The sequence below is a fragment of the Methylobacterium sp. Leaf106 genome, from assembly GCF_001422895.1.
Lineage (GTDB): Bacteria > Pseudomonadota > Alphaproteobacteria > Rhizobiales > Beijerinckiaceae > Methylobacterium > Methylobacterium bullatum.
On the sequence record NZ_LMNB01000023.1, the window covers coordinates 500,072 to 522,605 of the forward strand.

A 22,534-nucleotide genomic window follows, 5' to 3' on the forward strand; every position below is an offset into this window, starting at 1 on the left:
GTCAGCGCTCGTCGGCCAGCGCATAGGCCACGAGGGCCAGCATCACCCCGGGCAGGGTCTTGAGATAGGCGCCGAGGGGATCGAGCCAGAGACCGGCGGCGATGGCCGAGCCGAAGAAGAGGTAGATCCCCGTCATCGCCGCCATGCCGAGGGCGGCGAGCGGCATGGTGCGCCTCACCAGGATCGCGGCCCCCAGCGCCAGGTCGACGAAAATCCCGGCGAGCACCGTGACCCGCGCCGTCACCGCATCGATGCCATGGGCGGTCATCGCCGCCATGGCGGCGTCGAGATGCGTCAGGGCAATCAGCCCCGAGAGCAGCCAGAACAGCGAGAGCGTGGCGAGGATCGCCGGCTTCAGGAGCCAGAGACGGCCGAACCAGCGTTCCTGCACCCCGGACGGCATCCGGCGAAGGCTCTCCGACAGGGAGGAGAGCGGTGAGCCCGCGACCCGCTTCCAGGCGGTCGGGTCCCCGCTCACGCCGGCCTCGATCTGGCGCAGAGCCGTGATGCGGATGGGAGTCCGCCAGCCGAGTCGGCCGACGAGATCGCCCATGCGGAAACCGGCCCGGAGGAGCCAGGACGGGACCGGCAGCGCGAGCGGGGCCGGAGGGCGCCCGAGCCAGGCGCGGTAGGCCGCGACGATGTCCGGCAGGGTGTGGCCTTGATCCTCGACGAGGTCGTAGTGCGCCCGTACGGCGATCCCTCCCTCCACCGCGAGGAGGACCGCCCCCGCTACGTCCTGCACATGGACGGTCTGGATGGGCCGGAGAGAGGGCATCCCCGTGAAGACCACCGGAAGCGACGCCAACCCGCGTATCAGGCCGGTGGCGCCGTAGGAGACGGGCGCGAGGACGAGGCCGGGCCTCAGGATCACCCAGTCGAGATCGAGGGCGCAAAGGGCCGCATCGGCCTCGGCCTTGCTGCGCATGAATTCGGTGGGGGCATCGGACGAGGCTCCCACGGCCGAGACCTGGACGATTCGCCGGATGCCCATCTGCCGGCAGCAGGCGAACAGGGCGCACATGGCGACCGCCTGGACGGCGCGGACATCGTCGCGCGGGCCGTCCTGCAAGGCGCCAGAGCAGTTCACCACGGCGTCGAACCCGGTGAGAACCGTGGTCCAATCCTCCGGCTCGGCCAGTCTCGCGATGTCGCACGCGACCCAGTCGGCATCGGGGTGACGCCATCGCGCCGACCGGACGTCCCGCCCCAGGCCCGTCACCGCATGCCCGGCGGCGAGGCAGCGGGAGACCACCGCCGAGCCGATGAGGCCGTAGCCTCCGAGAACCAGGATTCGCATCTCTCGGTGATCCACCGCTCCGATCGCGTCTCGGCCCACCCTTGCCGGCTTTGCCTGAATCAAGCGTGACCGTTCGCGAGGCTGAGACCCGTCACTCCTCGGGCCCGTAGGCCGCGAAGAACACGCGGATGGCCTCGCTCACGCGGGGCGCGATCTCGCCTTGCGTCACCGGACCGCCCGCCGCGAAGAGCAGGCGCGTCAGCAGCCCGGCCTGGCACAGATGCAGGAAGTGCTTGGCGGCGAGTTCCGTATCGGCGCGGCGCAAACGACCCGCCGCCACCTGGCGGTCGAGATAGGCGGTGAGCCGTGCCACCCCCTGTGCCGGGCCGGCCTCGTAGAAGGCCTGGCCGAAGCGCGGAAACTTCTCCGTCGCCCCGATCACCATCCGGATGATCGCCACGTGGTCCGGACGGATCATGTGGACGAGGTAGGTCTCGCCGAGCCGGGTGAGGACCCCGCGCACGTCGGGATCGTCGGCATCGAGCTGGAATAAAGCCTCGGCGAGGCCGCGCTTCTCCTCCAGAGTCAGCGCCTCGAACAACGCCTCCTTGCTATCGAAATAGACGTAGAGCGTGCCCTTCGACACGCCGGCCGCCTTGGCGATCTCGCCCATGCTGGCTCCGTCGAAGCCCGAGGCCATGAAGACCGAGCGCGCGCCGTCGAGGATCTGCCGACGCTTGTCGGTCTCCGCCGGGTTTCGCGCGCCCGTCCTGTCCGACGTCGGAACGTCCCCTCCGCTTGCCACCACCTCTCCCTCCGATTGACCGAACCGTTCAGTCATCCTAACTAGGTGCAATCGACGGCCTCGGTCAATCCGATGCCGAAATTGACCGAACGGTTCGGTCAACTCATTTGTTTCGGGACGGGATCATGTCTCTGCGTGACGATGATGGGCACGGCGACGCGTCCTCGGGGGCGGTCCATTCCGACGATACCGTGGCGCCGGTGGCCTCGCCGGCGATCCCCGTCGTGGCCGGACCGCCGACCGCTCAGCCGGCCGGAGCGGTCGCGTCACCTCCGAGGCGACGTCCTCTGCGCAAGGCCATCTTGGCGAGCCTCGTCGTCCTCGGCCTCGCCGGCGGCGGCTACAAGGGCTACGAATGGTGGACGGTGGGACGCTTCTTCGTCTCCACCGACGATGCCTATGTCCAGGCCGACATCTCGATCCTGGCGGCTAAGGTTTCCGGCTATCTCGCCGCCGTGCCGGTGATGAACGGGCAGGCGGTGCGGAAGGGCGACGTGATCGCCCGCCTCGACGACGGCGATTATCGCCTTGCTGCCCAAGCCGCGCATGACAAGCTCCTGACGCAGCAGGCCACCATCGCCCGCATCGGCCGGCAGGTGGAGGCCGCGCAGGCCCAGATCCTCCAGAGCGCAGCGCAGATCGATGCGGCCAAGGCCGATTCCATTCGCGCCGCCGCCGATTACGCCCGCCAGCAGCAGCTGGAGAAGGTCGATTTCGTCGCCAAATCGCGGATCGAGCAGGCCCTGGCCGATCGCAACCGCACCGAGGCCACGGTGAAGGGCGCCGAGGCGAACCTCGCCATGATGAAGGCCAATGTCGAGGTGCTGCGGGCTCAGGGCCGGGAGGCGGAAGGGCTCGCGGCCGAACTGAAGACCGCCGAGGACAGGGCCGCCCGCGACCTCTCCTTCACGGTGATCCAGGCCCCCTTCGACGGCGTCGTCGGCAACAAGGCCGTGGAGGCGGGCGCCTATGTCGCGCCGGGCTCGCGGGTCGCCGCCCTCGTTCCCCTGGAGAGCGTGCGGATCGACGCGAACTTCAAGGAGACGCAGGTCGAGCGAATGCATCCCGGTCAGCGCGTCCATATCGCGGTGGACGCCTATCCCGGTCAGGACATCGTGGGTGAGGTCGAATCCCTGTCACCGGCCTCGGGCTCGGTCTTCAGCCTGCTGCCGCCGGACAACGCTACCGGCAATTTCACCAAGATCGTGCAGCGCCTGCCGGTGCGTATCCACGTGCCGGCGGACGTCGCCCATGAGGGGCTCCTGCGTCCGGGCCTCTCCGTCACCGTGCGTGTCGATACCCGCGACGGGGGCGAGCCCGTCCGCACGGCGTGGCGGCATTAGGGGCCGATCATGGCCGCCACCGCCACCATCGCGCCGGCACCCGCCACCGAGCCGCCCCTCGATCGCCGCCGCATGGTGGCCTTCGTCTGCATGGTGTTCGGGATGTTCATGGCCATCCTGGACATCCAGATCGTCTCGGCATCGCTGGCCGAGATCCAGGCCGGGCTCTCGGCCTCGGGCGACGAGATCCCCTGGGTCCAGACGAGCTATCTCATCGCCGAGGTCATCGCGATCCCGCTCTCCGGCTTCCTGTCGCGGGTGATCTCGACCCGGTGGATGTTCGTAGTCTCGGCCGGCGGCTTCACCCTGATGAGCCTGATGTGCGCGACCTCGACCTCGATCAACGAGATGATCCTGTGGCGGGCGCTGCAGGGCTTCATCGGCGGCGGCATGATTCCCACCGTCTTCGCCTCCGCCTTCACGATCTTCCCGCCCTCTAAGCGCCCCATCGTCTCGCCGATGATCGGCCTCGTGGCGACGCTCGCCCCCACCATCGGCCCGACCGTGGGCGGCTACCTGACGGACGCCTTCGACTGGCACTGGCTGTTTCTCATCAACGTGGTGCCGGGCATCGTCGTCACCGTCTCGACCTACCTGCTCGTCGATTTCGACGAGCCCAACCTCGACCTGTTCAAGCGCTTCGACTGGTTCGGTCTCGCCTTCATGGCCGCTTTCCTCGGCTGCCTCGAATACGTGCTCGAAGAGGGGCCGAACCACGACTGGCTTCAGGACGAGGCGGTTTTCGCCTGCGCCATCGTCTGCGTCGTGGGCGGTGTCGCCTTTTTCTGGCGCGCGCTCACGGCGGCAGAGCCCATCGTCGACCTGCGCGCCTTCTCCGACCGCAACTTCGCGGCGGGCTGCATCTTCAGCTTCGTCCTCGGCATCGGCCTCTACGGCCTGACCTATCTCTACCCGGTCTATCTCGGACGCGTGCGCGGCTACTCCGCCCTGCAGATCGGCGAGACGATGTTCGTCTCAGGCCTGTGCATGTTCGCCACCGCGCCCATCGCGGGGCGGTTCTCGGGCAAGGTCGATCCGCGCATCCTGATGGGGATCGGCTTCACCGGCTTCGCCGCCGGCACGTGGATCGTGACCGGGCTGACCAAGGATTGGGATTTCTGGGAATTGCTGCTGCCGCAGGTCCTGCGCGGCTGCTCGCTGATGCTGTGCATGATCCCGATCAACAACATCGCGCTCGGCACGCTTCCGCCTGCGCGGATGAAGAACGCGTCCGGCCTCTACAACCTGACCCGCAACCTCGGCGGGGCGGTGGGCCTCGCCCTCATCAACACCGTGCTCAACGACCGCTGGGATCTGCATCTCGCCCGGCTGCACGAGCGCTTCACCTGGACGAACAATACCGTGCTGGAGCGGCTCGACATGACGCGCCGCCAGTTCGATGCGCTGGGCCTCGACGGCAACGCCATGGCCCTCAAGGCGATGATGAACACGGTGCGGATGCAGGGTCTGGTGATGGGCTTCACCGACGTCTTCCTGGTTCTGACCTTCCTGTTCCTGGCCATGGCCTGCGCGACGCCGCTGATCCGCCGGCCGCGCGCCGCCGCTCCGGCGGGCGGCGGCCATTGAGACGATTGCTCCGGCCGAGCCCTTAACCCTCCACCGAGGAATTCGGGGACGGGCGAGCCGCATGCGACGATCTCGCCGGCCCCGTCCGGTTTGCGTTCGCTCGTCCGCGATCCGATCTGCTATGGACGTGTGTTGGCCCCTCGCGAGGCCCTGAGGATCGACGAATGGACTTTCTAGCTTCGATGGGGGGGACGGCCTCCGGCTTCTTCGGGTCGGTGATCCCCTTCGTCATCGTGCTCAGCATCGTGGTGTTCGTCCACGAGATGGGCCACTTTCTCGTCGGCCGCTGGTGCGGGGTCGGCGTCCATGTCTTCTCCCTTGGGTTCGGCCCCGAACTCTTCGGCTTCAACGACCGCCACGGTACCCGTTGGAAGGTCTCGGCGATCCCGCTCGGCGGCTACGTCAAGTTCCACGGCGACGCGAACGGCGCCAGCGTGGCCGATCCCGCCGCCCTCGCGCGCATGACGCCCGAGGAGCGCGCCACGAGTTTCCCGGCCCAGAGCCTGGGTAAGCGCGCGGCCATCGTCGCCGCCGGACCCATCGCCAACTTCCTCCTGGCCATCGCGCTCTTTGCCGGGGCGATCTATGTCTCCGGCCGTTACGAGCTTCCGCCGCGCATCGACGGCGTGATGCCGGGCAGTGCGGCCGAGCGGGCGGGCTTCCAGCCCGGCGACCTCGTCACGTCCATCGACGGGACGCAGGTGACCAACTTCCTCGACATGCAGCGCACCGTCTCCGGCAGCGCCGGCGCCAGCCTCGCCGTCACCGTCGACCGCGGCGGTGAGACGAAGACCCTGACCGCGATTCCCGACGCGGTCGAGGAGCGCACGCCGTTCGGCAAGCACCGCCTCGGCCGCCTCGGCATCAAGGGACCGAACGGCGCCGATGCCCAGGTCCGGCATTACGGCCTCGTCCAATCCCTCGGGCTCGGCGTGTCGGAGACCTATTTCGTGGTCGACCGGACGATGAACTACCTGGGCAAGCTGGTGACGGGGCGCGAATCCGCCGATCAGCTCTCCGGACCCATCGGGATCGCCCGCGTTTCGGGCGAGGTCGCCAAGGTCGGCGGTGTCGGCGGGCTCATCGGCCTCGTGGCGCTCCTATCCGTGTCGATCGGCCTGCTTAACCTTTTCCCGGTCCCCCTCCTCGATGGCGGTCACCTGTTGTTCTACGCGTTCGAGGCCGTTCGCGGCCGTCCCCTGAGCGAGAAGACCCAGGAGATCGGCTTCCGGATCGGGCTCGCCCTGGTGCTGTTCCTGATGCTGTTCGCCGCCTGGAACGACATTCTGAACCTCGGCGCGTCCTGGTCCGGACGGGGTTCCTGACCCGGCGCCATCGTCTCCGCGGCGCCGCGGAGCGCGCCTCTCGCAAGGCTGTGGATGTCTCCGTAACGCCCTGATCGAGTTCGATAATCGAAAAGCCCGCCCGGTCCTCGGGGCGGGCTTTTTGCTGCAAATTGACGATTGATTCACCTTATCGAGCGATGAACGGGAACCGTTAAGTGACCGGAAGGCCACGTCTCCCCAAAATCCCCCCTACAGCCCAGGTCCGAGCGTTTGCTTCGCTCGGGAAACTCGGTAGAAGCTGAGCTTGGGACCAGGTGACGGGACGGTCGGACAACGACCGCCTGTCTGCGGGTGCAAACCCGGACTGTTAATAAATAGAGACGGGCGATTACATGATGTCGATGACGGGGAAGCGCCGGCGGAAGTCGGCCGAACGGACCATCGTCCTAGTCGCTGCCGCGGCCGCAGGGCTGGTTCTGGGCGGTACGGCACAGGCGCAGCAGATCGTCGTCCAGGGTAACAAGCGCGTCGATGCCGACACGATCCGGTCCTACGTGACCGGCACGGCCTCGGGATCTCCCGAAGAGGCCCGCCGCAACCTTCTGGCGAGCGGCATGTTTTCCGACGTCAAGGTCTCGCGCAGCGGCGCCGGGACGGTGGTGACGGTGCGCGAGAACAACCTCATCAACCGCGTCGTGTTCGAGGGGAACAAGAAGGTCGAGAAGGGGACGCTCGAAGCCGAGGTCGAGGCCAAGGCCCGCGGCGGCTTCAGCGAGGGCATCGTCCAGGCCGATCTTCAGCGCATCCGCGAGATCTACCGCCGCGCCGGCCGCGGCACCGCCAAGGTGAGCTTCCGCACCGTCGATCTGCCCAACGGCCGCATCGACCTGATCTACGTGATCGAGGAGGGCGACAAGACCGGCATCAAGGCGATCAAGTTCGTCGGCAACAGCGCCTATTCCGACAGCAAGCTGCGCGAGTTGATGAGCTCGTCGGAGATGAACTTCCTCTCGTTCATCAAGACCTCGGACGTCTACGATCCCGACCGGATCACCAACGATCTCGACCTCGTGCGCCGCTACTACCTGAAGAACGGTTATGCCGATTTCCGGGTGGTGAATGCCGATGCGCGCTACGTCGAAGGCGAGGGCGATGCCGGCTGGGTCATCACCGTCACCGTGGACGAGGGCCAGCAATACACCGTCGGCGCGGTGGCCATCGATTCGCGCCTGCCGGGTGTCGACACCCAGATCCTCGACGGCGAGGTCCGCGCCGCCGTGGGCGACGTCTACAACGCCGAGGACGTGGAGAAGACCCTCTCCGGTGTGACCAATCAGGTCGCCCGCCAGGGCTTCCCCTTCGCGCAGGTTCGCCCGACCGGCCAGCGCGACCGCGCCTCTCACACCGTGGCCCTCGGCTTCGTCGTCGAGGACGGCCCGCGCGTCTATGTCGAGCGCATCAACATCCGCGGCAACACCCGCACCCGCGACTACGTCATCCGCCGCGAGCTCGATCTCACCGAGGGTGATGCCTATAACCGCGTTCTCACCGATCGCGCCGAGCGTCGCCTGAACGGTCTCGGCTTCTTCAAGAAGGTCCGTTTCTCCAACGAACCGGGCTCGTCGGCCGACCGAGTGATCATCAACATCGACGTCGAGGATCAGCCCACGGGTTCGTTCTCGGTGGCGGGCGGCTACTCCACCCAGGACGGCATCATCGGCGAAGTCTCGGTCTCCGAGTCGAACTTCCTCGGTCGCGGCCAGTATGTCCGCGTCGCCGGCACCGGCGGCCAGTACTCCCGCGGCGTCGACTTCTCCTTCACCGAGCCGTACTTCCTCGGCTACCGCCTCGCCGCCGGCTTCGACGCCTTCTACAAGTACAGCGACCTGACCCGCTACTCGCGCTACGAGACCACCGTCTACGGTGGCCAGATCCGCGTCGGCCTGCCGATCACGGAAGAGTTCGGCGTCACCTTGCGCTACTCGCTCTACAACACCGAGTTGACGATCCCGAACAGCACCAAGCGGCCGTATAACGACTGTTCGAACCCGATCCCCGGTTTCACAACGGTGAACCCGGCGGGCACGATCGACCCCGTCTCCGGCCTCAACACGGGCGGTCTGGCGCGCTACCCGGATAATTGTGCCTTCAATGGCGAAGCCTCGATTGCTCTGAAGGGCTCGACCGGCAACACGCTCACCTCACTTGCCGGTGTGACGCTTGCCTATTCGACGCTGGACAACCTCGCCCAGCCGCGGAACGGCCTCTATGCCGAGCTGAAACCCGAAATCGCCGGTCTCGGCGGTGACTCGAAGTTCTTCCGCGTGGCTGGCGACGTTCGCTACTACAAGGAATTCTACGAGGACGTGGTCGGCTTCGCCCGCTTCCAGGGCGGCCATATCTCGCCGCTCACCGACGAGAAGCTGCGCATCACCGATCAGTACTTCCTCGGCCCGTCGCTCGTTCGCGGCTTCGCGCCCAACGGTATCGGTCCCCGCGACGTCGGCAGCGCCGACTCCCGTTCGAATGCCGTCGGCGGTACGACTTACTTCGGCGGTACGCTCGAAGTTCAGTTCCCGATCTACGGTATTCCGCGTGATCTCGGTCTGAAGGGCGCCGTCTTCGCCGATGCCGGTACGCTGTTCGGCTACAACAGCCGCACCCAGTTCAACGTGAACGGCGACGCGATCATCAACGGCATCGCACCCGGCGGGGCCTGTGCCTACACGGCGCTCGGTGCCGGAGCGATCACCGTCGAGCCGGAATGCCTGAACGTCCGCGACAAGATGACGATCCGCTCCTCGATCGGTGCGTCCATCCTGTGGAACTCGCCGCTGGGCCCGATCCGCTTCGATTACGCCTACGCCCTGACCAAGGACGAAGGCCAGAAGATCTACAATGCTCAGGGCGACTACCTCGGCCGCGTCGGCAAGGATCAGCTCCAGGCCTTCCGCTTCTCCGGCGGTTCGCGCTTCTGAGCCAAGACGCACGGGCTTCCTTCTCGAAGCCCGTGCGTTGTCGCATCATGTCTGATCCCATCTTCTTCGCATCCAGCACGGCCCTCAGCCTCGGCGACATCGCCGGGGCTGAGGGCATTTCGCTTCCCGAAGGCGCGGACCCTGGCGCGATGGTCGGCGGCGCGTCTCCCTTGGAGACCGCGGGCCCCGGCGACCTCGCCTATATGGACAACGCCCGATACGGCGATGTCCTGGCGCAGACGAAGGCGCTGGCCTGCCTCGTCTCACCGCGTTTCGCGGCCAAGGTGCCACCGACGACGGTGGCCCTGGTCACGCGTGATCCGTACCGGGTCTATGCCGGCCTGCTGGCGCGCTTCCACCCGGAGGCCATGCGGCCCCACTCGCAATTCGCGACCGAGGGGGTATCTCCGGGCGCCCATGTCCATCCCAAGGCCCGCCTCGAAGACGGCGTGATCGTCGATCCCGGCGCCGTGATCGGTCCCGGTGCCGAGATCGGTTCGGGGACGGTCATCGGCCCGAACGCCGTGATCGGCCCCAATGTCCGCATCGGCCGCGATTGCTCCATCGGGGCGGGGGTGACCCTGGCCTATGCCCTCGTCGGTAACCGCGTGATCCTTCATCCCGGCGCGCGCATCGGCCAGGATGGATTCGGCTTCGCCATGGGACCGGGCGGGCATCTCAAGGTGCCCCAGACCGGCCGCGTCATCGTGCAGGACGATGTCGAGATCGGCGCCAACACCACGATCGATCGCGGCGCCGGCCGCGATACCGTGATCGGGGAGGGGACCAAGATCGATAACCTCGTCCAGATCGCCCATAACGTCGTCATCGGGCGCCACTGCGTCATCGTCTCGGGTGTGGGCATTTCCGGCTCGACCACGTTGGAGGATTACGTGGTGCTCGGCGGACAGGTCGGCGTGGTCGGGCATCTGCGGATCGGCATGGGCTCGCAGATCGCCGGATCTTCGAACGTCAACCGCGACGTCCCGCCCGGGAGCCGCTGGGGCGGTACTCCGGCCAAGCCTGTGCGCACCTGGTTCCGCGAACTCACCGCTCTCGCCCGCCTCGCGGAAAAGTCGGGCCGCGACACGAGCGAGCCCCCCAAGGACTGAGCCGGAACCGTCCCCGGCACGGGATGACCGGCTGCACGACTCTCCGAGACTTGCATCCGTTGGCGTTTATGCCGATGACGACGTTCGGTTTTCTTCCAAGGTTTGGGGCGAGGCGTCAGGGGCGCCGGGGCGCCATGGGATTGTTCGATCGATGAGTGACATGCCGAAAGATCTGGGCTCGGCCGACATCCAGAAGATCCTGGAACTTCTGCCCCATCGCTACCCGTTCCTGATGATCGACCGCATCATCGAGATCGACGGGGATCGCTCCTGCATCGGGATCAAGAACGTCTCGTTCAACGAGCCGCAATTCACCGGGCATTTTCCGGGCCTGCCGGTGTTCCCGGGCGTCCTGCTGATCGAAGGCATGGCCCAGACTGCCGGCGCCATCTGCTGCCAGCACATCAAGACCGACGAGATGCGGGCCAAGCAGGTGTTCTTCATGACCATCGACAAGTGCAAGTTCCGCAAGCCCGTCGTGCCCGGCGACACGGTGCGGTACCACATGACGAAAATGAACCAGCGCCGGACCATGTGGTGGTTCAAGGGCCAGGCGCGGGTGGGCGACACCCTCGTGGCCGAGGCCGAGATCGGCGCCATGCTGGTGACGGAGTGAGCGCATTGGCCGAGATCCATCCGAGCTCCGTCATCGAAGACGGGGCCACGATCGGCGAAGGCGTGCGGATCGGCCCCTTCTGCCATGTCGGGCCGGAGGTCGTCCTGGGCGAGGGCTGCGAGCTCGTCAGCCACGTGGTCGTCGCCGGACGCACCGGAATCGGTCCCCGCACCAAGCTCTACCCCTTCTCGTCCATCGGTCATCCACCGCAGGATCTGAAGTTTCGCGGCGAGGCGTCGACGCTGACCATTGGGGCCGACTGCCTGATTCGCGAAGGCGTCACGATGAACCCCGGCACGGCCGGCGGCGGCCTCGAGACGGTCGTCGGCGACAAGTGCACCTTCCTGGCCAATTCCCATGTGGGGCACGATTGCCGGGTGGGCGATGGGGTCGTCTTCTCCAACAACGTCATGCTCGCCGGCCATTGCAGCGTCGGCGACTATGCGATCCTGGGCGGCGGCGCCGCCGTGATCCAGTTCGCCCGCGTCGGGGCCCATGCCTTCGTCGGCGGCCTCTCGGGGTTGGAGAACGATTGCATTCCCTACGGCATGGCGCTCGGCAACCGCGCCTATCTCTCGGGACTCAACATCATCGGCCTGCAGCGCCGGGGTTTCGCCCGCGAGGATATCCATGCCCTGCGCCGGGCCTATCGCCTGCTCTTTGCTCAGGAGGGCACCCTGATGGAGCGCGTGGAAGACGTGGCGGCGGAATTCGAGGCGCATCGTGCCGTGGCCGAGATCATCGCCTTCATCCGCGTGGGCGGTAAACGCTCGATCTGCACCCCGCGCGAGAATCCGGGCTCGGCTTGACCGCCTCTCTCCAGCCGACCTCTCTTGTCGATCCCCATCCGGAGGAGCGTCTGGTTCTGGTCGCCGGCGCGGGGCGGCTCCCCGAACTCGTGGCCGAATCCCTCGATAGGTCGGGACGCCCGTTCCGGGTGCTCGCCATCCGTGGTTTCGCCGAACGCCCGATGCGCGCACGCGCCGAGGCCACGGTCGATCTCCTCGACATCGCCGGTGCGTTGCAGATCCTCGAGGCCTGGGGGCCGGCCTGCGTCATACCGGTGGGCGGAGTCTCGCGGCCCAACCCCGCCGCCATCCTCAACGCGGCGGCGGCCTTGCGGAATCGCGATGCGCTCCGGGCCATTTCCGGGGGAGGGGACGACCGGCTGCTGCGGGGCGCCCTCGTCCTTCTGGAGGATAACGGCCACCGCGTCGTCGGCATCCACGACGTGGCGCCGGACCTGCTGAGCCCAGAGGGGCAGCTCGGGCGCCTCGCGCCGGATCTGGCGGCGCAGGCCTCCATCGCCACGGGCTGCGGCATCCTCGCGGCATTGGCCGCCTACGATGTCGGCCAGGCGATCGTCGTCGCGGCCCAGCGCGCGCTGGCGGTGGAGGGGCCGGAGGGCACCGACCGGATGCTCGCCCGCGCGCGTGCCCTCGGGCGGAAACCGTTCGGATTGGGCACGGCTCAGCCCGGTACCGTACTGGTGAAACTCGCCAAGACCGGCCAGGATCTCCGGGTCGACCTGCCGGCCATCGGTCCGCGCACGGTCAAGGCCGCCGCGGCGGCGGGCTGCGCCGGCATCGCCATCCAGGCGGGCTACACCCTCATCATCGACAGGGACGCCACGGTGGCCGAGGCCGACCGTGCGGGCCTGTTCCTCATCGGTTTGCGGATCGAGGCATGACCATGCATCCGTCCAGACGAATCTGGCTCGTCGCAGGCGAGGATTCCGGCGATCAGCTCGGCGCCAAGCTGATGCGGGCGTTGTCGGACCTCTCCGGCGGGCAGGTGACGTTCGGTGGGGTCGGCGGCGAGGCCATGGCCGCGCAGGGCTTCCTCTCCCTGTTTCCCCTCGATGACGTGGCGGTGATGGGCTACCTGCCCGTGGCGGCCCGCCTGCGCACCCTTCTGCGCCGCATTCGCCAGACGGTGCGGGACATCGTCGAGGCGCGCCCGGACGTCCTCGTCATCATCGACAGTCCCGGTTTCACCCATGCGGTCGCCTCGCGGGTGCGAAAGCGCCTGCCCGATCTGCCCATCGTCGATTACGTCTCTCCCAGCGTCTGGGCGTGGAGACCCTGGCGTGCGGCGAAGATGCGGCCGTTCATCGACCACGTCCTGGCGCTCCTGCCCTTCGAACCGGAGGCGCATCGCCGGCTCGGCGGCCCGGACTGCACCTATGTCGGGCATCCGCTCATCGAGCGTCTGGCCGAGCTGCGCCCGGATTCCGCGGAGGCGGCGGCGCGTGAGGGGACGCCGCCGACCCTCGTGATCCTGCCGGGCTCGCGCCGCTCCGAGATCGAGCGGCTGATGCCGGTCTTCGGTGCCACCCTGGACCTTCTCGTGCAGCGATACGGACCTATCGACGCCGTGCTCCCGGCGGTCACACGCCATCGCGCCATGATCGAGCGATTGGCCCTTTCCTGGTCCCGCCCTGTGACGATCGTGCATGGCGAGGCGGCGAAATACGCGGCCTTCCGGCGGTCCCGCGCGGCCCTGGCGGCCTCGGGTACGGTCACCCTCGAACTCGCCCTGGCCGGCGTGCCAATGGTCGTCGCCTACAAGGTCTCACGCCTCGAGGAGGCCGTGGCGCGGCGGCTGATCCAGGTGCCGACCATCGTGCTGCCGAATCTGATCCTCGGCGAGAATGCCATGCCCGAGTTCATTCAGGCCGAATGCACCCCCGGGCGCCTGGGCGAGGCCCTGCTTCCGCTCCTCAAGGGCGGCGCGGCGCGTGACGCGCAGGTGCGCTCGCTTCAACGCATCGACGGCTCGATGCGCCTCGCGGGCGATGACGAGCCGAGCCGCAAGGCGGCGAGAATCGTGCTGTCGGCGGCTCGCCCTGCGGTCAGCGGACCGTCGTCGACGTAAGGGCTTTCGGTCTCGCGCCCCGCATGACTTCCGAGGCCTGGAGGGCGCTGGGCGGGAGGGCCCGGTCGTCCACCCCGCGTGTCGAGGACAGGGACGGCATATCCGGTGTTTTCGCTGCCTCGTCGCGTCCGAACGCGTAGCCGGCATTCACGCCCGCATAGAAGCCGGTGAAATCCTCGGCCTGCGCTGGCCCGGCGAAAGCCATCGGCAGGCACAAGCCCATCGTCATGAAGACGGTACGCATCGCGGCTCCCGGCACCCGGCATCGTCCCTTCGGATCGTTTCGTTCGGAGACCGTCATAGGGTTTCCCCCGAGGATGCTGGATACGAAAAACGGCGACCCGAAGGCCGCCGCTGATTCGTCTCTCCGTCGACAAGACCGCGTAACTGCGGTCTTGCCCGAGCGCTCTCTCACCGATCAGTAATCGGCGTTGATGCTCTGAGCCTCGCGGCCCTTCTGGCCGTCGATCACGCTAAGGGTGACCTGCTGGCCTTCGGCGAGGGACTCGAGTCCGGCGCGCGACAGGGCCGAGCGGTGCACGAACACGTCCTTGCCGCCGTCATTGACGGAGACAAAGCCGAAGCCCTTGGCCGGGTCGTACCACTTCACGGTGCCGCTCATCTCGACCGACGGACCGCTGGCGAAACGACCGCCGCCGCCGCCAGCACCACCGCCGAAGCGATCGTTGCCGCCGCCGTAGCTGCCGCCACCGCCGCTGAAGCGATCACCACCACCGAAACCACCGGCGCGGGGTGCGGGCGCACGACGCGGGGCCTCGGCCTCGGCCGTCGAGGTGTCGACGCTGGTCACGTCCGTGACCTGCGGACCCTTCTGGCCCTGCGCGGTGTGGACGGTCAGGCGCGTGCCGGGAAGCAGATCGGCATGGCCCGCAGCCTCGACTGCGCGGATGTGAAGGAACGCATCGCCGGAACCGTCAGCCAGTTCGACGAAGCCGAAGCCCTTCTCCTTGTTGAACCACTTGACCGTCGCGTCACGCTCCGGTCCAGAGGGAGCGGCTGCAGCACGGGCCGGACCACGATCGAAACCGCCGCCGCCACCGCCATATCCACCGCCGAAGCCACCGCTCGGGGGTGCCTGATCCGGCCAGCGAGGCTCGGCACCACCCTCATCGAAGCCGCGCTTCTGCGGCCCCCTGAAATCACGACCACGTCCCATCGAAAGCTCGCAAAAACCGTCCGCCGACCATCTGTCTTTGAATACCGGGTGCGCGCCGTCCCAGACGGGCGCTTCACCACACTATCATCACTCTCAGCAGCGGTGACCAAGAATAACGCCTTAGTCCTGACTGAATCTTGGCTCTCTCGCAAGGTGCTTCTCGCCGGACTCTGCAAGGTTCCGCGGATTTCCTGCGACAGATTACGTACTCCGTTCCGTCTCAGGCCTGCCTTTCCGGCAGGAGGCCATTGCGTACAGGATGCGCAAACGCCATGCGGATGAACGACTTCGCGTTCCGAATTTTTCCTGATCGCGTTAGGAAAATGCACATCGATGGCCGCTAGAATGCGCGCAGGCGCCTGCGAAAGCGGTGGCCCGGAACCCCTGGCCGATGATCGCAACCCCGTCATTTCCGGATCTTTCGGCCCTCGTCGTGGACGAGAGCCTCTATATTCGCCGAATCGTTCGCGACATGCTGATGCGCGTGGGAATCAAACGCGTCCTCGAAGCGCCAGACGGTGCCGAAGCGCTGGGTGTGCTGGCCGAGAGCAAGCCGGACATCACGATCATCGACTGGGACCTCGCCATCCTGTCCGGCGAGGAGTTCATCCGCCTCGCCCGCACGCCCACCACGTCGCCGTCGCCCACCGTGCCGATCATCCTGATGCTGGCGCAGCCCCGCCGCAACGTCGTCGACCGTGCCATCTCCCTCGGGGTTAACGAGATCATCGCCAAACCGTTCTCCCCCAAGACCCTGTGGTCGCGCCTGGACGAAGTCATCAACCGGCCCCGGCCGTTCTCCCAGGTGAAGAGCCTCCTGCGTCCGGTACCGAGAATGACGGCAGCCGGCAAAGCTCTCTGACGCCATCACGATCGAGGCTTTGCACTGACGCCCAAGGCCTGTAGGCTTCTTATCGCATGATGGTCGACCTACCCGGTCGGGCCACGATCGAGGATGCCGGCTAGGCCGATGAGGGAAGAGAGCGCCGCCATGATGCCGGCCCGCCCTATGGCTGGCCCGTCTTCACCGAGCGCTCCCGCCTTGCCGGATGCGGCTCGGTCGCCCGTGGTGGGTTACCGGCCCGGACGGCGCAACGCTTACGCCGCCCTCGACCTCGGCACGAACAATTGCCGTCTTCTGATCGCCGAGCCTGCGTCCCACGGCTTTCGCGTGGTCGATGCCTTCTCGCGCATCGTCCGGCTCGGCGAAGGGCTGGGGACGTCCGACCGTCTCAGCGAAGCCGCCGTGGAGCGCACGCTGGAGGCTCTGCGCGTCTGCCGCGCCAAGATGGAATCACGCGGCGTCGCCCGTGCCAAGATCATCGCCACGGAAGCGTGCCGGCTTGCCGTCAACGGGGCGGATTTCGTGGCGCGCGTGCGCGACGAGGTGGGGCTCGATCTCGAAATCGTCGACCGGCAGACCGAGGCCTACCTCGCCGTCACCGGCTGCGCGGCCCTGGCCGACCCCTACTCGGAATCGGTGGTCATCTTCGATATCGGCGGCGGCTCCACCGAGATCGCCTGGCTCGACGGGGCGGCCACCAACCCCTCGGCGGATCCCACCTTACGGATCCGCGCCTGGGATTCGCTCCCCGTCGGCGTGGTCACCCTGGCCGAGCGGCACGGAACGGCCGATGTCACCCGCCTGACGTTCGAGGGCATGGTGGAGGAGGTGGCCGACATGCTGTCGCGCTTTGCCATCCGCGCCGCGCCGGCGGCCAATGCCCGGCATTTCCATCTCCTCGGCACGTCCGGAACGGTGACGACGCTGGCCGCCATGCATCTGCGACTGGCACGCTACGAGCGCCGCCGCGTCGATGGCTTGTGGATGAGCGACGGCGAAGTCAGCGACGCCATCGACGATCTGCTCGACACGCGCCTCGACCAGAGGGCAGACAATCCCTGCATCGGCCGTGATCGGGCCGATCTCGTGCTCGCGGGTTGCGCCATCCTGGAAGCGATCCGCCGGGCATTCCCCTCCGAACGGCTACGCATCGCCGACCGGGGGCTGCGCGAAGGTCTTTTGATGAACATGATGCGCGAAGACGGCGTCTGGCGCCGCGGAGGCTACCGTTGACCGACAGGCGTGGTGCGGGCGGCGGGTTGCGGGGCGATCTCAAGCAGCGGGTCAAGACGGGGCGAGGCCGCACTGCCTCTCAGAAGCGCTGGCTCGAACGGCAGCTCAACGATCCCTACGTGGCGCGGGCCAAGCGCGAGGGATACCGTTCCCGCGCAGCCTTCAAGCTCTTGGAGATCGACGAGCGCTTCAAGATCCTGAAGCCGAACCAGAAGATCATCGATCTGGGGGCCGCACCCGGTGGCTGGTCCCAGGTCGCCGCCAAGATCGTCGGGCCGAGCGGGCGGATCGTCGGCATCGATCTCCTCGAGATCGAGCCGATGGTCGGCGTCGAGTTCATCACCCTCGACTTCCTCGATCCCGACGCCCCGAAGCGGCTGATCGATCTTCTCGGCGGGCAGGCCGATATCGTCATGTCCGACATGGCGGCCAACACGACCGGGCACAAGCAGACGGACCATTTGCGCATCATCGGACTCGCCGAGACCGCCGCCGAATTCGCCCGCGAGGTGTTGGCGCCGGGCGGCACCTATCTCGCCAAGGTCTTCCAGGGCGGGACGGAGGGCACGCTCCTCGCCGACCTGAAACGCGACTTCACCCTGGTGCGCCACGTGAAGCCCTCGGCGAGCCGCGCCGATTCGAGCGAACTCTACGTGCTGGCGACCGGGTTTCGCGGAGCCGTCGCCGAAACTGCCGAGGACGACGCCTGACAGCGGATGGCAATGAGGGCTCGCATGGCCGTCTGCCGGTTTGATCGCGGGGCGGCGACCGTTCGCCGGGCGAGCTGATGTCGACCGGCGGTCGGGATCTGCGCCGCTCAGAATGAGCCGTCGCGGTCAGAGTCCCGGCGGGATCAGGATCGGGTAGCATCGCGCGCCGGCACCCGCCGCCAGAACCTCGACCGCACCCACGGTGGAGGCGTCGCCTGCCACATGCACGACGTCGGTGGTCTTCAGGCCGGTGAGATGCGCGGTGAGGGGCCCCGGACGAACATCCGGTGGGCGCTGCCGCGTCCTGTCGGCGACGAGGGTGATCCGTGAGACTCCCGTGGCCCTGAGCCAGTCGAGCGACGGGCGCATGTAGAGGTCGAGGGGGTCGCTCGCCCCGATCACCACCACGATCTCGCGCTGTGGCTCGATGTAGCGCGCCGCCCGGGCGATCGCCCAGATCGGCGCGAAGCCGGTCTCGCGGCCGACGAGGAGAAGACGACCGCCGCCGGGACGATAATAGCCGCGACCGACCGGACCCTTGATCTTGACCGGATGCCCGAGAAGGATCTCCTCGCCGAGGGCATGGGCGACCGCGTCGCAGGCATGTCCGAGACGCAGGTGGAAGACGAGTTCGTTGAGCTCCGTCGTGCCGTCGAGGCGCAGGGTCGGGCTCACGTCGATCGGGTCGAACCCTTCGAACGCGGCGGTGACCTGGTGACCGGGCTCGATGTCGAGACGGCGCGTGATCGTGACCACGACCTCGACCACATGGGCGCCGAGGGGAACGATCTGCGTGACGGTGCCGACCCGGCGCGCCTGGGCGGCCGGCTTCACCTCGGCGAAGACGAGGCTCTCGGCCGCCTTGGACGGGCGGGGCGTGGAGAGCTTGACGGGCTCTGCCCGGTGCAGGCGGGCCTGGGCGCGGCGCGACGATGGGCTGGCGCCCTGGCCGAGGAGATGTGACCCGTGCAGGCCGGTGGTGGGGGCGATCACGCCGTCGGCAAGGGCGGCTTCGAGCGGCGTATCGCCGGTCGAGACCCGCACGGCCTTGCCGTTGACGACAAGCGAGCAGCGCGCGCTCATGGTCGAGCCTCGAATGGTGAGAGAAGTCGAAAGGAAGCCGGCGTCGGATGATGCGCACCGGCCGATGGCGGAGACCTCACCGGTGTCCGTCGAGCAACTGATCCACGAGAGCGGCCCAGCGGTCGCGCACCGCGCAGGCTTCCGGCGAGAGCGGTGCCGGCCCGGCGAGACGCTCGACGCTGGCACGGACGCTGGCGGCTTCCTCCCGCTCGGCGCGCAGGACCGCCTTCATCACCATGATCTCGTAGCGCAGCCGCGCCAGGTCGTCGGACGGTGCGACCTCCTCGGCCACCTCCGCCCGCGGCTCCACCGGCAATGTCACCGGTGCGATGTCCACGCGCTTCCGCGCGGCGCCGGTGCGGATCGGGCGCGCCATGAGTCGCTTCACGATATCCGATCCAAAATCCTCGCCCGGACCGAATTCGTCACCTAATCGCAATGCCGCTTCGGCCATCACGCCCGCCTCCTGTCGAACGGCAGACCGTGCCGCGCCGCTCGATCCATCTCGACCGTCACGATGAGCGATCATGGTTAAGGGAGGTTTAATTCAACCGTCGCGGTTTGGCGATCAGGCCGCTTCCGGTGCCGCGCCGACCAGCTGGCGGGCCTGGAGCATCGACATCGGATCGCCGAAGGCGGGGCCTTGCGCGTATTCGCAGCCGAACTCGGCCAGGGCCTGTGCGTCGGTTTCGTTCTCGGCGCCGTCGGCGATGATCGCGAGGCCGAGTTCCTGGGCCATCTTGACGATGGAGCGCAGCATCACCGAGTGCCCGGCCGCCATCTGGCGCACGAAACTCGGGTCGATCTTGATCGTGTCGAACGGGAAACGCTGGAGATAGGACAGGGCCGAGTAGCCGGTGCCGAAATCGTCGAGCGAGAGGCCCGCCCCGAGATCGTGGATGCGGCTCAGCATCTGGGCCGCGTATTCCGGGTTCTCCATCACCAGCCCTTCGCCGAGTTCGAGCTTGAGCGAACCGGGAAGCACCCCTGAGCGGGCCAGGATCGTCTTCACGTCGTGAAGCAGGTCGTGCCGGAGGATCTGCCGCGAGGACACGTTCACGCAGGCGAAGATCGGCGGATCGACGTCGAGGGAGCGCTGCCAGGCGGCGAGTTCGAGAGCCGTGCGCTCCAGGGCGAAGATGCCGAGATTGACGACGAAACCGCTCTCCTCGGCGATGGGCATGAAGGTGGAATGCGGAATGCGGCCGAGCTTGGGGTGGTCCCAGCGCAGGACCGTCTCGAACCCCGCCACCGTGCGGTCCTCCAGGCGGACGACGGGCTGGAACAGCACCTTCATCTCGTTGCGGTCCAGGGCGCGGCGCAGGTCGGCTTCGAGCATCAGCCGGTCGCTGCGTTCGTTGCGCATGGAGGCGCGGAACACTTCGGTGCGGTCGCCGCCGTTGCGCTTGGCCTGGATCATCGCGATCTCGGCGTTCTTGAACACGTCCTCGCGCTTCAGGGCGGCACCGGCCTCGTGCAGGACGATGCCGATGGAGACGGTGAGGAAGATCTCGCGGTCGGCATAGGTGATCGGCGTGGCGATGGCCCGGCGGATCATGTCCGTGAAGGCGAGGATGCGGTCCGGCTCGCGCTCCGAGAGCAGGATCAGTCCGAACTCGTCGCCTGCGATGCGGGCCAGGGAATCCTGCGGGCGCAGAAGCCGGCCGAGACGGCGCGACAGGGTGAGCAGGATCGAATCGCCCGCCGAAAGACCGATGGCGTCGTTGATCGCCTTGAACCGGTCGACGTCGAGGAGGATCGTCGTCGGTTTCAGGCGGGCGTCCTGGCTCGCGAAGGCGAGGGCGGCGTCGAGGCGGTCGTTGAACAATTCGCGGTTGGGCAGGCCGGTGAGGCTGTCGTGGATCGCGTCGTAGAGCAGACGCTCCTCGGCCGTCTTCACCTCGGTGACGTCCGAGATGGTGCCGACGATGCGGATGACCTCACCGTCCGGTCCGATCACCGGCCGGGCCTTCAGCCGGTACCAGACATAGAGGCCTTCGGTGGAGCGCAGGCGGAAATCGTGGACGATGCGGCCGCGCCGTTCCTCGATCACCGTGTCCAGGGCGGCCGAGTATCGGTCCACGTCGAAGGGGTGGACGAGGCCGAGCCAGTTCGAGGCCGGCCCCTCGAGGGTGCCGCGCTTCAGGCCGAGTTGGTTCTCGATCTCCTGTCCGGCGAAGACCCGGTCGGCCGGCACGTCCCAGTCGAAGACCACGTCGCCGGCGCCGGTCAGGGCCAGGGCACGCCGTTCGGTGTCCGAGACCAGGGAATGGGTCATCCCGCCCCCGGTGAAGGCGTGCTGCATCACCGTGAAGCCGATGAGCATGACGATGAGGACGAGGCCTCCGATGAGCGCCGGCTGGACGAGGTCGCTGCCGATCTGGCCGGTGATGGCGAAGCCCGCGGCCACGACCCAGACGAGGAGCAGGAACCAGGTCGGCACCAGCAGGATCGCCCGGTCGTAACCGTTATGGATGGCGAGATAGACGATCAGCAGCAGGCCGACGCCGGCGACGGCGGCGATGGAGATGCGGGCGACGCCCGCCGCCACCGGCGGGTCGAACACCGCCAGGCCCACGAGGCCGGCCAGGAACGCGAGCCAGAAGAAGGCCACATGGCCGTAGCGCACATGCCAGCGGCTCAGGTTGAGATAGGCGAACAGGAAGACGAGAAGCGTCGCCCCCAGCACCGCCTCTGCGGAGGCCCGGTAGACCCGCTCGGCCACTTCGGTGACGGGAAAGACCCGCTGCAGGAACCCGAAATCGATGCACGCATAGGCGAGCACCGCCCAGGCGAGGGCGGCGGCCGCGGGAAAGATGATCGCGCCCTTCACCACGAAGATGATCGTGAGGAACAGGGCGAGCAGGCCGGCGATGCCGATGATGATGCCCTTGTAGAGCGTCAGGCCGGTGGATTTCTTGCGGTAGGCTTCCTGGTCCCAGAGATAGACCTGCGGCACGTTCGGCCCGTTCAGCTCGGCGACGAAGGTGACGGTGGCGCCGGGATCGAGGGTGATCACGAACTGGTCGGCTTCCGGGTTCTCGTCCCGCTCGGGCCTGATACCCTGGCTCGCCGTGATCGCCGCGATGCGCGAGCCGCCGAGATCCGGCCAGATCACGCCCGAGCCGACGAGACGGAAATGGGGCGCCACGAGGACCCGGTCGACCTGCTCGTCGGTGTCGTTGGTGAGCGCGAAGACCATCCAGTCGGGCCGCGCTCCGCTGTCGCGGGCCTTCACCACGATACGGCGGACGATGCCGTCCTTGCCGGGGGCGGTAGAGATCTGGATCAGGTCGCCGTCCGAGCGATAGCGCTCGATCATCGGCGTCAGATCGATCGCCGGAGCGTCGAGGGTCACGCGCACGGCTTCCACGGCCGAAGCCGGCATCCTCGTTCCGAGGAAGCCGATCAGGAGCGAGACGAAGGCGGTGAGGACGAGGAAAGATCTGCGCAACGGGCGAGTGTTCCGGCCGGGCGGGCACTGACGAGGAATACGGCTCAGCTTGTGGCCCAGTCGTACCGGCGGGGGGGTCCACGGACAAGGCGAGCGGCTTGCCCGCAATCGCGGCACCCACTGCTTCTTGGCGTAGCGCCGAGGCGTTTTGGATCGCGTCCTTTTGCGGCCAAAACAAGCCGGACACAC

19 protein-coding genes are annotated in these 22,534 nt (G+C 67.5%); 12 read left to right on the plus strand and 7 right to left on the minus strand.

Annotation, left to right across the window (positions count from 1 at the left end; translation table 11 throughout):
- Nucleotide 1: 1 nt before the first annotated feature.
- Together ASF34_RS14110 and ASF34_RS14115 are read right to left on the minus strand one after the other, a co-directional pair.
- Nucleotides 2–1,300, minus strand: a complete 1,299-nt coding sequence (locus tag ASF34_RS14110) for an SDR family oxidoreductase (RefSeq protein ID WP_056161760.1) — start codon at nucleotides 1,298–1,300, stop codon at nucleotides 2–4.
- Nucleotides 1,301–1,391: 91 nt separating this feature from the next.
- Nucleotides 1,392–2,081: a TetR/AcrR family transcriptional regulator gene (locus tag ASF34_RS14115; protein WP_244478995.1), complete on the minus strand. Its 690-nt coding sequence runs from the start codon at nucleotides 2,079–2,081 to the stop codon at nucleotides 1,392–1,394.
- An 89-nt stretch (nucleotides 2,082–2,170) separates the two neighbouring features.
- On the opposite strand from ASF34_RS14115, the gene ASF34_RS14120 reads away from it, so the two are divergent.
- The 9 genes from ASF34_RS14120 to lpxB all read left to right on the plus strand — a co-directional run bounded on the left by ASF34_RS14120 (nucleotide 2,171) and on the right by lpxB (nucleotide 13,844).
- Entirely contained in the window at nucleotides 2,171–3,388 is a 1,218-nt protein-coding gene (locus ASF34_RS14120; protein ID WP_056162106.1) for an HlyD family secretion protein, read from the plus strand.
- Nucleotides 3,389–3,397: 9 nt separating this feature from the next.
- Nucleotides 3,398–4,975 (plus strand): DHA2 family efflux MFS transporter permease subunit, encoded by a 1,578-nt coding sequence (locus ASF34_RS14125; RefSeq protein ID WP_056161761.1) that lies wholly within the window; start codon nucleotides 3,398–3,400, stop codon nucleotides 4,973–4,975.
- Nucleotides 4,976–5,139: 164 nt separating this feature from the next.
- Complete coding sequence (gene rseP / locus ASF34_RS14130; RefSeq protein ID WP_056161762.1) at nucleotides 5,140–6,300, plus strand: RIP metalloprotease RseP; 1,161 nt, start codon at nucleotides 5,140–5,142, stop codon at nucleotides 6,298–6,300.
- A 353-nt stretch (nucleotides 6,301–6,653) separates the two neighbouring features.
- On the plus strand, nucleotides 6,654–9,239 hold the full coding sequence (gene bamA, locus ASF34_RS14135; RefSeq protein WP_056161764.1) for an outer membrane protein assembly factor BamA: 2,586 nt from the start codon (nucleotides 6,654–6,656) through the stop codon (nucleotides 9,237–9,239).
- Between the two features lie 47 nt (nucleotides 9,240–9,286).
- Nucleotides 9,287–10,351 (plus strand): UDP-3-O-(3-hydroxymyristoyl)glucosamine N-acyltransferase, encoded by a 1,065-nt coding sequence (gene lpxD / locus ASF34_RS14140; RefSeq protein ID WP_056161767.1) that lies wholly within the window; start codon nucleotides 9,287–9,289, stop codon nucleotides 10,349–10,351.
- A 160-nt stretch (nucleotides 10,352–10,511) separates the two neighbouring features.
- Nucleotides 10,512–10,967 (plus strand): 3-hydroxyacyl-ACP dehydratase FabZ, encoded by a 456-nt coding sequence (fabZ, locus tag ASF34_RS14145; RefSeq protein WP_373321248.1) that lies wholly within the window; start codon nucleotides 10,512–10,514, stop codon nucleotides 10,965–10,967.
- Between the two features lie 5 nt (nucleotides 10,968–10,972).
- Nucleotides 10,973–11,776 carry an acyl-ACP--UDP-N-acetylglucosamine O-acyltransferase gene (gene lpxA, locus ASF34_RS14150; RefSeq protein WP_018045018.1) on the plus strand — a complete coding sequence of 268 codons (804 nt, stop codon included), beginning with the start codon at nucleotides 10,973–10,975 and terminating at the stop codon, nucleotides 11,774–11,776.
- Complete coding sequence (locus tag ASF34_RS14155; RefSeq protein WP_056161769.1) at nucleotides 11,773–12,657, plus strand: LpxI family protein; 885 nt, start codon at nucleotides 11,773–11,775, stop codon at nucleotides 12,655–12,657. The genes lpxA and ASF34_RS14155 overlap by 4 nt, the downstream gene beginning before the upstream one ends.
- Nucleotides 12,654–13,844, plus strand: a complete 1,191-nt coding sequence (gene lpxB / locus ASF34_RS14160; RefSeq protein WP_200913284.1) for a lipid-A-disaccharide synthase — start codon at nucleotides 12,654–12,656, stop codon at nucleotides 13,842–13,844. Before ASF34_RS14155 ends, lpxB begins: the two co-directional genes overlap by 4 nt.
- Here lpxB and ASF34_RS14165 read toward each other — a convergent pair.
- Together ASF34_RS14165 and ASF34_RS14170 are read right to left on the minus strand one after the other, a co-directional pair.
- The gene (locus tag ASF34_RS14165) at nucleotides 13,822–14,088 is read right to left on the minus strand and encodes a hypothetical protein (protein ID WP_056162111.1); all 267 of its coding nucleotides are present in this window, start codon (nucleotides 14,086–14,088) and stop codon (nucleotides 13,822–13,824) included. The genes lpxB and ASF34_RS14165 overlap by 23 nt on opposite strands.
- Before the next feature lie 174 nt (nucleotides 14,089–14,262).
- On the minus strand, nucleotides 14,263–15,021 hold the full coding sequence (locus tag ASF34_RS14170; protein WP_018045014.1) for a cold-shock protein: 759 nt from the start codon (nucleotides 15,019–15,021) through the stop codon (nucleotides 14,263–14,265).
- Between the two features lie 391 nt (nucleotides 15,022–15,412).
- On the opposite strand from ASF34_RS14170, the gene ASF34_RS14175 reads away from it, so the two are divergent.
- From ASF34_RS14175 to ASF34_RS14185, 3 genes are all read left to right on the plus strand, one after another.
- A complete protein-coding gene (locus ASF34_RS14175) occupies nucleotides 15,413–15,883 on the plus strand; it encodes a response regulator (protein ID WP_018045013.1) in 471 nt (156 codons plus the stop codon).
- Nucleotides 15,884–15,991: 108 nt separating this feature from the next.
- Complete coding sequence (locus ASF34_RS14180) at nucleotides 15,992–17,098, plus strand: Ppx/GppA phosphatase family protein (RefSeq protein ID WP_026176142.1); 1,107 nt, start codon at nucleotides 15,992–15,994, stop codon at nucleotides 17,096–17,098.
- Nucleotides 17,095–17,808: an RlmE family RNA methyltransferase gene (locus ASF34_RS14185; RefSeq protein ID WP_056140564.1), complete on the plus strand. Its 714-nt coding sequence runs from the start codon at nucleotides 17,095–17,097 to the stop codon at nucleotides 17,806–17,808. The genes ASF34_RS14180 and ASF34_RS14185 overlap by 4 nt, the downstream gene beginning before the upstream one ends.
- Before the next feature lie 126 nt (nucleotides 17,809–17,934).
- On the opposite strand, the gene ASF34_RS14190 is transcribed toward ASF34_RS14185, so the two are convergent.
- The 3 genes from ASF34_RS14190 to ASF34_RS14200 all read right to left on the minus strand — a co-directional run bounded on the left by ASF34_RS14190 (nucleotide 17,935) and on the right by ASF34_RS14200 (nucleotide 22,279).
- Nucleotides 17,935–18,891, minus strand: coding sequence for a ferredoxin--NAD(+) reductase (locus tag ASF34_RS14190; protein ID WP_187273291.1), 957 nt, complete (start codon nucleotides 18,889–18,891; stop codon nucleotides 17,935–17,937).
- A 76-nt stretch (nucleotides 18,892–18,967) separates the two neighbouring features.
- Nucleotides 18,968–19,345, minus strand: a complete 378-nt coding sequence (locus ASF34_RS14195) for a hypothetical protein (protein WP_056161771.1) — start codon at nucleotides 19,343–19,345, stop codon at nucleotides 18,968–18,970.
- Nucleotides 19,346–19,459: 114 nt separating this feature from the next.
- Complete coding sequence (locus ASF34_RS14200; RefSeq protein ID WP_238253768.1) at nucleotides 19,460–22,279, minus strand: EAL domain-containing protein; 2,820 nt, start codon at nucleotides 22,277–22,279, stop codon at nucleotides 19,460–19,462.
- Nucleotides 22,280–22,534: the final 255 nt, after the last annotated feature.

Bases quoted from the DNA above. Each gene is read 5' to 3' on its own strand.
- ASF34_RS14165 (WP_056162111.1), bottom strand. From the start codon at position 14,088: ATGCGTACCGTCTTCATGACGATGGGCTTGTGCCTGCCGATGGCTTTC.
- ASF34_RS14200 (WP_238253768.1), bottom strand. From the start codon at position 22,279: ATGCCGGCTTCGGCCGTGGAAGCCGTGCGCGTGACCCTCGACGCTCCG.
- bamA (WP_056161764.1), top strand. From the start codon at position 6,654: ATGATGTCGATGACGGGGAAGCGCCGGCGGAAGTCGGCCGAACGGACC.
- rseP (WP_056161762.1), top strand. From the start codon at position 5,140: ATGGACTTTCTAGCTTCGATGGGGGGGACGGCCTCCGGCTTCTTCGGG.
- ASF34_RS14190 (WP_187273291.1), bottom strand. From the start codon at position 18,891: ATGAGCGCGCGCTGCTCGCTTGTCGTCAACGGCAAGGCCGTGCGGGTC.
- ASF34_RS14125 (WP_056161761.1), top strand. From the start codon at position 3,398: ATGGCCGCCACCGCCACCATCGCGCCGGCACCCGCCACCGAGCCGCCC.
- ASF34_RS14110 (WP_056161760.1), bottom strand. From the start codon at position 1,300: ATGCGAATCCTGGTTCTCGGAGGCTACGGCCTCATCGGCTCGGCGGTG.
- fabZ (WP_373321248.1), top strand. From the start codon at position 10,512: ATGCCGAAAGATCTGGGCTCGGCCGACATCCAGAAGATCCTGGAACTT.
- ASF34_RS14175 (WP_018045013.1), top strand. From the start codon at position 15,413: ATGATCGCAACCCCGTCATTTCCGGATCTTTCGGCCCTCGTCGTGGAC.
- ASF34_RS14195 (WP_056161771.1), bottom strand. From the start codon at position 19,345: ATGGCCGAAGCGGCATTGCGATTAGGTGACGAATTCGGTCCGGGCGAG.
- ASF34_RS14180 (WP_026176142.1), top strand. From the start codon at position 15,992: ATGAGGGAAGAGAGCGCCGCCATGATGCCGGCCCGCCCTATGGCTGGC.
- ASF34_RS14120 (WP_056162106.1), top strand. From the start codon at position 2,171: ATGTCTCTGCGTGACGATGATGGGCACGGCGACGCGTCCTCGGGGGCG.
- ASF34_RS14115 (WP_244478995.1), bottom strand. From the start codon at position 2,081: ATGACTGAACGGTTCGGTCAATCGGAGGGAGAGGTGGTGGCAAGCGGA.
- lpxB (WP_200913284.1), top strand. From the start codon at position 12,654: ATGACCATGCATCCGTCCAGACGAATCTGGCTCGTCGCAGGCGAGGAT.
- ASF34_RS14170 (WP_018045014.1), bottom strand. From the start codon at position 15,021: ATGGGACGTGGTCGTGATTTCAGGGGGCCGCAGAAGCGCGGCTTCGAT.
- lpxD (WP_056161767.1), top strand. From the start codon at position 9,287: ATGTCTGATCCCATCTTCTTCGCATCCAGCACGGCCCTCAGCCTCGGC.